The organism is Schnuerera sp. xch1 (assembly GCF_019931165.1).
Taxonomy (GTDB): domain Bacteria; phylum Bacillota; class Clostridia; order Tissierellales; family Tepidimicrobiaceae; genus JAIOUP01.
In genome coordinates this window covers 46,893-59,667 of the sequence record NZ_JAIOUP010000012.1, presented here as the reverse complement: position 1 = coordinate 59,667, position 12,775 = coordinate 46,893, and the positions used below count along the sequence as shown (strand labels likewise).

Annotated in this window: 14 protein-coding genes, 1 tRNA gene and 1 other RNA gene; 6 read left to right on the top strand and 10 right to left on the bottom strand. The window is 31.2% G+C overall.

The window, feature by feature from the left end; genetic code table 11:
- Window positions 1-3: 3 nt before the first annotated feature.
- Complete coding sequence (gene deoD / locus K8M07_RS09315; protein WP_223378100.1) at window positions 4-705, bottom strand: purine-nucleoside phosphorylase; 702 nt, start codon at window positions 703-705, stop codon at window positions 4-6.
- A gap of 150 nt (window positions 706-855) precedes the next feature.
- On the opposite strand from deoD, the gene K8M07_RS09310 reads away from it, so the two are divergent.
- Both K8M07_RS09310 and ffs read left to right on the top strand, forming a co-directional pair.
- Window positions 856-947, top strand: a tRNA-Ser gene (locus K8M07_RS09310).
- An 11-nt stretch (window positions 948-958) separates the two neighbouring features.
- Window positions 959-1,224, top strand: an RNA gene (ffs, locus tag K8M07_RS09305) — signal recognition particle sRNA large type.
- Window positions 1,225-1,274: 50 nt separating this feature from the next.
- Here the strand turns inward: ffs and K8M07_RS09300 are convergent.
- The 4 genes from K8M07_RS09300 to K8M07_RS09285 are packed head-to-tail and all read right to left on the bottom strand — an operon-like array spanning window position 1,275 to window position 5,177.
- Window positions 1,275-1,715 carry a flagellar protein FliS gene (locus tag K8M07_RS09300; protein ID WP_223378098.1) on the bottom strand — a complete coding sequence of 147 codons (441 nt, stop codon included), beginning with the start codon at window positions 1,713-1,715 and terminating at the stop codon, window positions 1,275-1,277.
- A gap of 12 nt (window positions 1,716-1,727) precedes the next feature.
- Complete coding sequence (locus K8M07_RS09295) at window positions 1,728-2,612, bottom strand: flagellin (RefSeq protein ID WP_223378096.1); 885 nt, start codon at window positions 2,610-2,612, stop codon at window positions 1,728-1,730.
- Window positions 2,602-2,802 (bottom strand): hypothetical protein, encoded by a 201-nt coding sequence (locus K8M07_RS09290; RefSeq protein WP_223378094.1) that lies wholly within the window; start codon window positions 2,800-2,802, stop codon window positions 2,602-2,604. Before K8M07_RS09290 ends, K8M07_RS09295 begins: the two co-directional genes overlap by 11 nt.
- Window positions 2,803-2,816: 14 nt before the next feature.
- A complete protein-coding gene (locus K8M07_RS09285) occupies window positions 2,817-5,177 on the bottom strand; it encodes a DUF6240 domain-containing protein (protein WP_223378092.1) in 2,361 nt (786 codons plus the stop codon).
- A gap of 128 nt (window positions 5,178-5,305) precedes the next feature.
- On the opposite strand from K8M07_RS09285, the gene K8M07_RS09280 reads away from it, so the two are divergent.
- From K8M07_RS09280 to K8M07_RS09270, 3 genes are read left to right on the top strand one after another with little or no spacing between them, the layout of a single operon-like run.
- Window positions 5,306-5,761, top strand: a complete 456-nt coding sequence (locus K8M07_RS09280) for a YaaR family protein (protein ID WP_223378090.1) — start codon at window positions 5,306-5,308, stop codon at window positions 5,759-5,761.
- A gap of 18 nt (window positions 5,762-5,779) precedes the next feature.
- A complete protein-coding gene (locus tag K8M07_RS09275) occupies window positions 5,780-6,076 on the top strand; it encodes a phasin family protein (protein ID WP_223378088.1) in 297 nt (98 codons plus the stop codon).
- 41 nt (window positions 6,077-6,117) lie between these two features.
- Complete coding sequence (locus tag K8M07_RS09270; RefSeq protein WP_223378086.1) at window positions 6,118-7,698, top strand: ABC1 kinase family protein; 1,581 nt, start codon at window positions 6,118-6,120, stop codon at window positions 7,696-7,698.
- Window positions 7,699-8,022: 324 nt separating this feature from the next.
- On the opposite strand, the gene K8M07_RS09265 is transcribed toward K8M07_RS09270, so the two are convergent.
- Complete coding sequence (locus tag K8M07_RS09265; protein WP_223378084.1) at window positions 8,023-8,949, bottom strand: J domain-containing protein; 927 nt, start codon at window positions 8,947-8,949, stop codon at window positions 8,023-8,025.
- A 107-nt stretch (window positions 8,950-9,056) separates the two neighbouring features.
- Entirely contained in the window at window positions 9,057-9,212 is a 156-nt protein-coding gene (locus K8M07_RS09260) for an aspartyl-phosphate phosphatase Spo0E family protein (RefSeq protein WP_223378082.1), read from the bottom strand.
- 152 nt (window positions 9,213-9,364) lie between these two features.
- On the opposite strand from K8M07_RS09260, the gene K8M07_RS09255 reads away from it, so the two are divergent.
- Window positions 9,365-9,784 carry a helix-turn-helix domain-containing protein gene (locus K8M07_RS09255; protein WP_223378080.1) on the top strand — a complete coding sequence of 140 codons (420 nt, stop codon included), beginning with the start codon at window positions 9,365-9,367 and terminating at the stop codon, window positions 9,782-9,784.
- A gap of 44 nt (window positions 9,785-9,828) precedes the next feature.
- Here the strand turns inward: K8M07_RS09255 and K8M07_RS09250 are convergent, their stop codons facing one another.
- The 3 genes from K8M07_RS09250 to K8M07_RS09240 are packed head-to-tail and all read right to left on the bottom strand — an operon-like array spanning window position 9,829 to window position 12,707.
- Window positions 9,829-10,098, bottom strand: a complete 270-nt coding sequence (locus K8M07_RS09250; protein ID WP_223378078.1) for a metal-sensing transcriptional repressor — start codon at window positions 10,096-10,098, stop codon at window positions 9,829-9,831.
- A gap of 15 nt (window positions 10,099-10,113) precedes the next feature.
- Window positions 10,114-10,320, bottom strand: coding sequence for a copper ion binding protein (locus K8M07_RS09245; protein WP_223378070.1), 207 nt, complete (start codon window positions 10,318-10,320; stop codon window positions 10,114-10,116).
- Between the two features lie 14 nt (window positions 10,321-10,334).
- Entirely contained in the window at window positions 10,335-12,707 is a 2,373-nt protein-coding gene (locus K8M07_RS09240) for a heavy metal translocating P-type ATPase (protein ID WP_317845492.1), read from the bottom strand.
- Window positions 12,708-12,775 lie beyond the last annotated feature (68 nt).

Here is a 12,775-nt window from a genome sequence, read left to right as displayed (position 1 = left end):
CCTTTATGCTAATTCCAATGCTATTTCCATCATCTGTGTAAAATTCTTTTCTCTTTCTTCAGAAGTTGTGTTTTTATTTGACACTAAGGAATCCGAAACAGTAAGTATGGCGAGGGCATTAGCTCCTGCTGCTGCAGCATTACAATATAGTGCATAGGCTTCCATTTCAACAGCTAATACATTCATACTTCCCCATCTTTTATGTACATCCCTTTCTGGAGAGTAGAAAGTATCACTTGATAATACATTTCCTACGACTACATCAATATTCTTCTTATCTGCAGTTTGTTTTGCCTTATATAATAAATCCCAAGATGCTGTTGCAGAATATGTTCCTGGTAGCTCAAATTGTCTAGCATAACTTGAATTAGTGCTAGCTCCAATAGCAAGTATTATGTCATAAAGATCTAAGTCCTCAGTATAAGCGCCACAAGAACCTACACGAACTAAATTTTTTACTCCATAATGATGTATTAGTTCATATGAATATATTCCTATAGATGGCATACCCATACCTGTTCCCATTACTGATATAGATTTACCCTTATATGTACCAGTAAAACCTAACATATTTCTTACAGAATTAAACTGTACCACATTGTCCAAAAAACTCTCTGCTATAAATTTTGCACGCAGTGGGTCCCCTGGCAATAGAATAGTTTCTGCAATATCACCCTTTTTGGCACCATTGTGAGGTGTAGTCATTGAAATCACTCCTTAATTCATAAATATGAACCATATCATCCCAATTATTAAAGTTTATACCTAATTCACTAAATTGGTTGACATATGTTCTATTTTTAAGTATAATATAAACCTGTAGTAGAAAACAAACATTTTTTTAATTTTTATTCAGGAGAGGTGGCTGAGCTGGCCGAAGGCGCACGACTGGAAATCGTGTAAACGTGATGAGCGTTTCGAGGGTTCGAATCCCTCTCTCTCCGCCATTATAATTTTTCCGTGCTAGATGGGGAGGTAGCGGTGCCCTGTAACCTGCAATCCGCTATAGCAGGATCGAAGTCCTAGTTGCGGCGTTTATATTTCAAGGTCTGCCCTGAATAAGTGATGTTGACAAATGGGTCCTGCGCAACGAAAACCTATGAACCCCGTCAGATCCGGGAGGAAGCAGCGGTAAGTAGACCTTTTCGTGTGCCGTAGGGGTGCCTGTTTCGAGTTAACTGTTTAGGTAACGCTTGGGATGTATCGACAAAGCTAGGTGCACGGCTACATAGAAAAAACTGTGATATATATCACAGTTTTTATATTTTACTCTCTTATCCTTCAAAACTTCTATTTTTTCTCAACGTATGTTCGTCTAGATTATCTTTTCCATATGTAAGGCCTGTTACAGCCCTAGGCTTTTCTGCTACCTCTAATTGTTGAAAAGCTTCACATATAGGAGTTAATATTTTTATACAAACATCAAATATGGATTTATCCCTATTTATTTGCCCTCTTGTCATCAATTTATTAATGTAATTATTAATCTCACGTAAAGTTAAAGAGATTTCATCATCTTCACTGAATAGTACTGTTAATTCTGTTAATATATCTCTTGAATGGTTATTGAGTTCATTTACTTTTTCATAATTATTATTATCTATTGCATCTTTGCAATTAATAAAATTATCTATTAACCTTTCAAACAATATGGCTACAAGCCCTACATCATTAGTAGTGGAAATTCTCTTTTCTAATTCTAAAATATCAGTCATCTATTTCATCTCCTATTGCTGTAATAATTGTAGTACAGTCTGTGGTAATTGATTTGCCTTAGAAAGCATAGATGTACCTGCTTGTTGTAATATATTTAACTTAACGTATTCAGACATTTGAAGAGCCATATCTGCATCTTCAATCCTTGATTTAGCTGAAGTTAGGTTTTCTGCTGTGTTATCTACATTTCTTATGGTATGTTCTAGCCTATTTTGGTAAGCACCAAGTTTGGAACGATGAGATGCTACTGTTCGTATTGCATCGTCGTAGGTAGTTATAGCATCGTTAAACTTAGTTGAATTTAATGTCGATTTAATTATAAAATCATCCCCTGATTTTACAACAACATCACCAAGAATCCCTAATCTCTTATTATTTTTTTTATTTGCAGCAATGATATTTATCTCTGACATATCTATTGATATGGACTGACCTGAGTTTGCCCCTATTTGTAATTCTATTGTTTTATTTTCACCATTTAACAATTTAATCCCATTAAACTCTGTATCATTGGCTATCTTATCTATCTGCTCTGTTAACTCCTTCATCTCATTAGCTATAGCATTTAAATCTCCATTTTCTCCTTCTTCATATATCCCATTAGCTCCTTGTATCGCTAATTCTCTCATCCTTTGTAGCATGGAATGAACTTCATTTAATGCTCCTTCTGCTGTTTGTAGCAGTGATACTCCATCTAAGGAGTTTCTAGAGGCTTGTCTTAGCCCTCTTATTTGAGCATCCATCTTTTGAGATATAGCTAATCCTGCTGCATCATCTGAAGCTTTATTTATTCTCTTTCCTGATGATAATCTTTCTAAAGTTTTCTCTAATCCACTATTAGTTATTCCCAACATTCTGTGGGTGTTTAATGCTGGTATATTATTATTAATTCTCATCTTTATCATCCTCCATTTTATTTACATTTTGTATAAATGATAAGGTCTCTCCTAATATTTGAAACAATTCCTTTGGAACCTTTTCAATATTTTCTATTCTCATTTCTTCTTTTAAATCAACATCATTTTTTGTGTCCTTTTTTTTATATGCGTTCTTTACCTGTTCTTTTGATACTAAACGTATTTTCACAATATCACCTGAACTTATTTAATTGGTTGAATGCTTTGTAATCCATATCCTATTTTATTTAGCCCATCTTCTAGGGTATTTTTATTTCTCAATATTTCTTCATCATCTTCCGTCTCAAAATCTATTTTAACCTTATTGCCCTTTACTTCTAAGTTAAAATTCACTTGTCCTAACTTTTCTGTAGTCAAACTCAAATAAAATACCATATTGTTTTCATCAATACCCTTTTTTACATTAGGAATTATTAAATTGATGTTGTTGTATTCGTTACTCATGGACATAGGTAGCTGTAATATTAAATCATCTTTGGATAGTTTGTACTGTAAGTCTAAATATTCCCTAATCTGATTAAAGTTGTCATCTCTATTATTCTCATTAGAATTAGGGGAATTATTCAGATCAGTGAATCCATTTATAATCTCATTATAATCTCTTTTTATCTTATCATTTCCTTTTTTAAGAGATGATGTAAATTCCTTTATTTTATTCTCCAAAATTTCAATTCCTTCTTGCATTTCTTGATCATATTGACTCTTTGTTTTCGACAAATAATTAAATATATTTCCAATACCTTTTCCATTATAGAACATAGAATTTATATTATTTAGTTGATTCACGGACATATTTAAACCATTTTTCATCACTATAGGTATAATAGACCCCTCTTTGCCTTTAATATGTTTTACCTTATTTATAAATTTTTGAGTCTCATTATACTTTATTATATTCTTATCTATGTATCCACTTAATTCATCTAAAGGCATATGCTCTATTAAACTTCCATCCCTAATACTTTCTTTTATCAGGCTGATTGTAGTGTTATTCTTAATATTTAGATATTCTTGTCTAATGATATTTTCTTCTGTTTTTGTTATAGATTGAATATTTACTTTATCCTCCAAGGCTAATGCTGTATGTGAATTATATAAATTATTCAATGTTATATTGCTGTATCTTCTAGTTGCAAAGGCTATGGTATCAGAATTCAATCCTCCTAAAGTATTAAACATATTGGATATGGTTATTACCTTTTGAGCAGTTTTCTCATTTATTCCTTTACTTAAATTAATGTCTGTACTTGTTATCTTCTTTAGGTTTTCTATTTTAAAATCTTCTCCACTTTTTATAAGTAATAATAAGTCCTTATCTGTAATGGTATCTAAACTATCTAATTCTCTTATTATGTGTGTCAAACCTGGTGAATCATAGTCTTTGCTTGTATCTACCTGGTTTTTAATTTTATCTACTAATTTAGATATATTCTCTTTAAGGGGATCTATTCCATCTTCCATAGCTTTAACTACCTTCTGCTGGTCTACTATTCTTATGAGCTCTTTTAAATTGCTTTTCATTCTCATAATCTTATCAAAATTTGCTTTAGTTATTTCAACTGCATTTGATAAAAATTCTCTAACAAGCTTAATGTTTTGCCCATTTTTATCTATATTTAATTTCTTTAATATTTTCAATATATCTTCTAAGGATGGCTCCTTATCTACTGTAAACTGTTCGTAAATAGATGAAGTAATATTTTTACCTAACATCACATCACTATATGAATGTTTATATTTATATAATGTCTCAATATTCACTGGAGCATCATCATTTAATATCTTTATATACATCTCATCATCATAATTCTTTAAATCATATAGCTTGTCTATTACCTCTAAAACCTTTTCTATATTTCCCTTATCTATCGGAATTCTTTGCCTATGCAATGCTATTATAGCATCGTATACATCTTTCCCCATTTTTCTTCCATATATATTCCTTGCAATAATTTCTGCCTCTTTATAACCTAATTTTCTGCTTAACTTCAATATTTCCTTAAAGGATAGCTCCTTACCTTTATCCTTTATTTCTGATAGACCCTGTGCAATCTTCTGTAGAGAATCCTCCTTTAAATCTACCCCTCTATCAAGCAATTTTATACAGGAATCAAAATCAATATTATCAACTATCTCCTTTAAGTATTTTTTAGAAGCCAGAAAAGATTTCAAATTTGATTTAGTTATTGAAATTCCATTGTTTATAAGATATTCTATTCCTTCTCTAGTTTCTTCAGTGTCCTCCAATCCTAGTTTTTTAATTGTCTGTTCTACGTTTATTTTTGCCTGCCGCTCTCCTTTTTCCTCCATCTTAATCGATAGTATATTGTCCTTATCTATTATGACCTTTTCTCCTACTTTAGCACCAATTTTTTCTTTCAATCTTAATGAATAGGATATTTTCTTATCTTCTACTATTTTATCTACTCTTATATCTTTGCCATTCTTCTGCCCTAAAGTTCCTTCTATATCATAAAAAAGAGTAGGTTTTAATCCATAGGCATCTATTATATTTTCCTTATTCTTTATATTCAGAACTTCCATATTAACCATCCTTAACCTATTTTTTCATTTATTATATCGACCAATGTATTATTTTTCTTAAGTAAAATATAATTTTTTCATTTATCTAGTCGATAGTATATAATAGAAATATAAGGGAGAGTGGAACCATGACTAGGGTAGATAGAGTTGGAACCAAAAACATAGAAGATGTAAATAATGTAAATAATATAAAAACTACCAATAAAAAAGAAGTACATGAAACCTTCAAGAATAAGTTGTCAGAAATTCAACAAGAACATATTAGAAAACAACTTAAGGTCTTATATGATAAGATTGAATCCAAATCTGGGAAATTGAAGGATAAGCTATTTATCGAGGATTTAGTTGAATACAAAAAACTTGTAAAAGATTTTTTAGATATTTCTGTAAATAATTCTCATATATTTTATAAAGAAAATTCTTTGGATAGAAGAGGACGTCATAGGGTATATTCTTTAGTAAAGAAAGTTGACAATGAATTAGATGAGTTAACAAAAGATTTTTTAAATATAGAAAACAATAGAATTAAAATACTAAAACGATTAGACGATATCAAAGGATTACTGTTAGATATTCTTACATAATTAAAGGGAGGTATGATCATGGAAGAGCTATTAAAAAAAGTGTTTCTTGCTGGAATTGGTACTTTAGCTTTGACCTATGAAAAAGCCAATACTTTAGTAGATGAATTAGTTCAGAAAGGTCAATTGACAGTAGACCAAGGAAAACAACTGAATGAAGAGCTTAAAAGAGTTATAAATGATAATCAACCAGGTAATCAAAACACTACAGATATTGAAACAGACGTAAAAGCATATATAGATAGCTTAAATTTGGCAACAAAAACAGATATAGATAATCTAAATAACCGAATTGAAGAGCTAGAGAAAAAACTTTAGGAGGGATTGGCCATCTTGGTTGAACAAGATGGCTTCTTAATATGAATAATAACCACACTAAAAAGAGAATAAGAGAAATTGTATCGATATTTATTAAACATGGATTTAAAAATAGATTAGGGAACCCGAAGGAATTAAGGCTTGCATTAGAAGAATTAGGACCTTCCTTTGTCAAAATTGGACAGATTTTATCTACAAGGCCTGATATACTTCCTATAGAATATATTACTGAATTACAAAATCTACAAGATAATGTAAAACCTGAAAATTTTGATATTATGAAAGAAGTCATTGAATCTGAATTAAAAGGTCCTATCAATAAAATATTCCTAGACTTTAAGGAAACTCCAATTGCATCTGCATCTCTTTCAGAAGTATTTTGGGCTAAGCTAATGACAGGAAAAGAAATTGTAGTAAAGGTTCAAAAACCCTTTGTGAAAAATAGAATGCTATCTGATATTCGAATACTTAAAAAATTAGTTCCCTTTATGGATATTACTCCTACAAAAAACATTGTTGACATGAGAAAAGTAATAGAAGATTTGAGTACTGCAACTAAAAAGGAACTCAACTTTTTAAATGAAATGGAAAATATCATAAGGTTTTCTGAATATAATAAGAATGTAAAATTCATAACATGTCCTCAAGTTTATGAAAAATACTGTACTGAAAAGATATTAGTAATGGATTACATATCTGGAATAAAAATTGATAATATCGGTAAATTGCAACAAGATGGATATGATATGCATGACATAGCTACTAAAATAACCTATAATTACTTTAAACAAATATTTGAAGACGGATACTTCCACGCAGATCCCCATCCTGGAAATATATTAATCCATAATAACACAATAGGATATATTGATTTTGGATTAATGGGAAACTTAAGCCCCAACTTAAGAAAAAAAATGAATCAGTTATTGGAAGGAGCTGCTACAAAAAATATCACATTGATAATTAAGTCTCTTCTAGCAATCGGAATAAAAAAAGGTACTATAGATATGGATAATCTATATAGAGATATTGAAATTTTCTATGATTCTTATATAGATGAATCAATCAATGACTTTAACCTGTCAAAGGTATTGGAAGAAACGATTATTATAGCTAAAAAGAATAATATAGGTATGCCCCATAATATAACACTCCTTGCTAAAGGATTATTAACTCTTCAAGCTGTATTGGCGAATATTGATAAGGGATTAACCATAATGGATATAGCTACTCCGTATTTTAGGGATAAAATATTTGCAAGTAAAATAAAGGAACTCAATCCTACTGAAATAATAATGTTATTATATTCTTCTATAAAATCAACTGCTCAACTACCTACAAAACTAATAGAGTTTTTAGAGTCTGGACTACAAGGCAGATTAAGATTTTCTCTTGAGCTTAAGGATTCAGTTAAAACTTTTAATATGATAAATAAAATGGTAAACAGATTGGTATTTGCTATAATAGTAGCTGGTCTATTAGTAAGCTCTTCTTTAGTTATAAACGCAAATGTGGGGTTGCAGATATATGGTATATCATCTATAGGTATTTTCGGATATCTAGGTGCAGGATTGGCTGGATTGTTACTTTTAATTTCAATAATAAGATCGGGAAAACTTTAGACAATACTCAATAATTCAAATCACAGCAATTCTCTATTCTATGTCATAAACATACAACTTAAGTTGATAGTAAGTTACAGTATATTAGGTCAAGACATATTTGTGGACAACACCGCCTCCGATTCAAGATTCGTGAAGTATCTGGGATTTTAAGATTCATCGTAAGTAAATCTTATACTGATAGAATCAGGATGACTGTATTGTAAGAAACAATCATATGTTTGCAATGTGGTAAGTCGCGGCCTGGCGCTAACGTATGACAATAATCCAAATGAACCGCAATTCACCACAAATCACGACGCATAATCCTACAATCTTGCATTATTAATCCACGCTATCCTTTAGCTGTTCATATAATCTTCTCTGCTCATCTGTTATATTAGATGGATTTATTATATTTACTACGATATACAGGTCTCCCTTGTTTTTCTTCATATCTCTATAGCCTTTCCCTGGTATCCTTATTTTTTTGCCACCTTCCATATTTTCAGGAACTGTTACTTTTATTTTTCCTGATAAAGTCTCTACTACCTTTTTTGTTCCAAAAACAGCCTCCCAAGGATATATATCTATCTTTTTATATAGATCTAGCCCTTCAATCTTAAGATTTTCATCTTTCATAAATTTTACTTTGAAATAAACATCTCCATCAATTCCTGCTTTTTCGCCTTTAATCTTTATTTTTTTCCCGGGCAATATTCCTTTTGGGACTTTTACCGACAAAAACTTATTTTCATTCCCGATTTTTAACGGAACTTGTTTTGTGGTTCCATTGTATCCTTCTTCTATGGTTATATTTATATTTGACTCATATTTCTGTTGATGTTTATTTATAGTTCCACGAAAAGGGTTTCTTCCTTTTTTCTTTCCTCCAAAGATATCTCCTATTCCAAAATCCTTACCACCGAAAAACATATTGAAGAAATCACTAAATCCTTCCCCACCACTTGTAGTATAAGTATATCTATGACCATTACCAAAGTTTTCAAATCCAAATTGTGACGGGTCAAAATTTTGGCCATGATTAAAGTTATTTCCACTACCAAAGGTATCATATTGTTTCCTTTTATTTTCATCTCCTAATACTTCATATGCTTCATTTACTTCCTTGAATTTCTCCTGTGCCCTTTCATCATTAGGATGTAAATCTGGATGATACTTCTTAGCTAATTTCCTATAGGCTTTCTTTATATCATCTTTGCTTGCATTCTTATCTATACCTAATATCTTATAATAGTCTTTATACTCCATATGTTTATCACCTCTAAATCAAGTTTACTTACTTCGACTTTTATTGATTTTCATATTTATTATAATAATTTTATTATAATAAATCAACGGCATCTCTTTAGTATCAGTTATTGATTTTTATAATATTCTAATATACATATATCTAATTCCTGGCTTATCTTCAGTATTTCTTCTCGATCAAAATCTTTTGAATCCAATTGCTTATTTAGCAGATCTTTTAATATATCAATCTTATCTTTTAATACATCAGCATCATCCTTCAACTTACCACCCCTCTTTGATAAAATTTCTCATAATTCATCCTCATATAATAAGATAATATTTCTTAAGCTATTTGGCAAGTATTTTTTTATACTATTTGCATATTTAAATATTATAATTAAAATAATACAGTTAGATTAAAGGATGTGAGATAATGAACGACAAAAAAACATTAAACTTTAAAAATATAGGGTCAAGAATAAGAGCTGAAAGAGAAAGTCTAAATCTATCTAGAGAAAGATTAGCAGAAATTGTAGAGTTGTCTTCATTTTATATAGGACAGATTGAACGAGGAGATAGAAGGATGAGCTTAGAAACTTTATCAAAAATCTCTAATTCACTTCATGTATCAGTTGATTACTTATTATATGGATCCAATACATATGATTATGATAAAAAAACAAATGAACTAGAATATCAATTCTCAATATTAGAATCCGATGATAAAAACTATAATTTAGAATTAAACAGTGATTTAAAAGAATTATTCGATTTATTATCCCGTTGTTCTAGCAAAGAATTATCTTTAATTAAAGATATTATTAAATTACTAATTCCTCATATAAGAAATTGAGTTTTCATTTATATTATAAATGAAAACTCAATTTTATTTCTACATTATTTTATATACTTATCTATTACAGTAATTATCTCTTCTATTTTCTCTTCTCCCTCGGATTCACCTTCTAGTATGGCATCTTTCACACAGGTTCTAATATGTGAATTTAATACATCTATATTAGCCTTTTTCAATAGTGCTATTGCTGATAGAATTTGAGTTGATACATCTACGCAATATCTATCCTCTTCTATCATCTTGATTATGCCATCTATTTGACCTCTCACAGTCTTAAGTTTCATGGCTGCCTTTTCTTTACCTGAACTCATAATGTTCACCTACTATCATTTAATTTCTGCTACATCATATCCTGCTTCTTCTACCGCCTCTTTTAAAGACTTATCTACTAAATTTTCTCCTTCAACTTCCACCTTTTTATCTTCTAAATTTATATCTACCTTAGATACTCCTTCTAATTCCTTTAATGCATTTGTTACTGCCATTACACAGTGATTGCATGACATGCCTTCTACTAACATAGTTTTTTTCATTTTAATTCCTCCTATTATTTAAATTTTCTTAGTCTAAGTGAATTTGTAACTACAGATACAGAACTAAAAGCCATAGCTCCACCTGCTATCATTGGATTCAAGAAACCTAATACTGCAAATGGTATTCCAACTGAATTGTAGAAAAATGCCCAGAATAGATTCTGCCTTATGGTTTTCATTGTTCTATGGCTAAGCCTTATTGCAGTAACTATACTCATTAGGTCTCCTCTCATAAGGGTTATATCTGCCGCTTCCATAGCTACATCAGTACCTGTTCCTATGGCAAACCCTACATCTGCTGATACTAATGCTGGAGCGTCATTGATACCATCCCCTACCATTCCAACTTTTTTACCTTTAGACTTAATATTCTCTATTACTTCTGCTTTATTCTCTGGTAATACGTCTGCTAGTACGTTTGTTATTCCTACTTGTTTGGCAATAGCATTAGCTGTTCTTTCATTGTCTCCAGTTATCATATATACTTCTAATCCATCCTGTTTTAGCCTTTGTATAGCTTCCTTGGAACTTTCCTTGATCTTATCTGCTACTGCAATTATTCCCGTAATAATTCCATCAATAGCAACTATCATAGCTGTTTTTCCTTCTTCCTCTAAGTGAGACAATTCCCCTTCTTCATTCCCTATCTTTACTTTTGCTTCTTCCATTAACTTTCTATTACCTATATATATTTCTTTGTCTTCAAATACAGCTTTAAGTCCTTTACCAGGTATTGCTTCAAAGATCTCAGGTTCTGTTATCTTTAGTAATTCTTCTTCGGCTTTTCTAACTATAGCTTGCCCTAATGGGTGTTCGGAAGTTCTTTCAACAGTAGCTGCAATCCTAAGAAGTTCATCTCTGTCCATAGATTTATTAGTTATTATATCAGTAACCTCTGGTTCTCCCTTAGTTATAGTCCCAGTTTTATCAAATACTATGGTGTTCATCTCATGAGCTCTTTCTAGATGTTCTCCAGATTTAATGAGTATACCATTTTCTGCTCCCTTTCCTGTACCTACCATTATTGCTGTAGGAGTCGCTAATCCTAGAGCACAAGGACATGCTATTACAAGAACCGATACCGCATTAATAAGGCCTGTATTAGCATTACCTTGTATTAAATAAAATGCTAACAAGGTTAAAGCTGCTATACTTATTACTGTAGGTACAAATATACCAGAGATCTTGTCAGCCAATCTTTGAACTGGTGCTTTAGAACCTTGAGCATCTTCTACCATCTTAACTATTTGAGATAGTACAGTATCCTTTCCAATCTTTGTAGCTCTAAATTTAAATGAACCAAATTTATTTATAGTAGCTCCTATTACCTCATCTCCAACTGATTTATCTATAGGTATACTTTCTCCTGTTATCATGGACTCATCTATTGATGAATTTCCTTCCGTAATAGTTCCATCTACAGGTACTCTCTCGCCTGGTCTTACTACTATAATATCTCCTATCTCAACTTTTTCTATAGGTAAATCCTTTTCTACTCCATCTCTAATTACTCTAGCTGTTTCAGGTTGTAATCCCATCAATTTCTTTATCGCTTCTGAAGTTCTTCCTTTTGCTATTGCTTCAAATGTTTTTCCCAATAATATTAATGTAATAATAACTGCTGATGATTCAAAATAGAATTCATGAACTCCTGTCAAAAGATTATATACACTATAAAGGTAAGCAGCCGATGTTCCCATGGATACTAATACATCCATATTAGCACCTCCACCTCTTAATGACTTATAAGCACCTTTATAGAATCTGGAGCCTATTATAAATTGAACAGGAGTAGCTAGTAGCAATTGAAAATAACCATTAGTAAGTATATTTTCTTGTCCTGCCATATGAAAAAACATGGCTGCAAAAAGAGGTATACTTAAAACTGCTGATATTATAAATGAAGTTTTAAGAGATTTTATCTCCTTTTCCCTCATTTCCTTTTCTTTATCTACATCCCTTTCCAGTTCAACTTCAGCCTTATATCCTGCCTTATCAACAGCTTTTATTAAAATATCATCTTCTATAGTGCCAGAAGGAAATTGTACTACCGCTTTATTTGTAGATAAATTCACATTAGCATTAACTACTCCTTCGACTTTGTTCAATACTTTTTCTACTCTAGTAGAACATGCTGCACAAGTCATCCCTTCTATTAATAGAGTTTTCTGTTCCAGAGGTACTTCGTATCCAGTCTTTTCTATAGTATTAACTAATTCATCTATATTAATTTTTCCTTCATCAAACTCTATATTTGCCTTTTGTGCAAGCAAATTTACGGAAGCATCTATGACACCTTCCTGCTTCTTTAAAGCTTTTTCTACTCTAGCAGAGCATGCTGCACAAGTCATGCCTTGTACACCTATAGCTATTTCTTTAGCTGTCACAATATCAACTCCTTTTATATCTTACCCCCCTGCCGGGGGTAGCATATCTTTATTATACCCCGTCACCC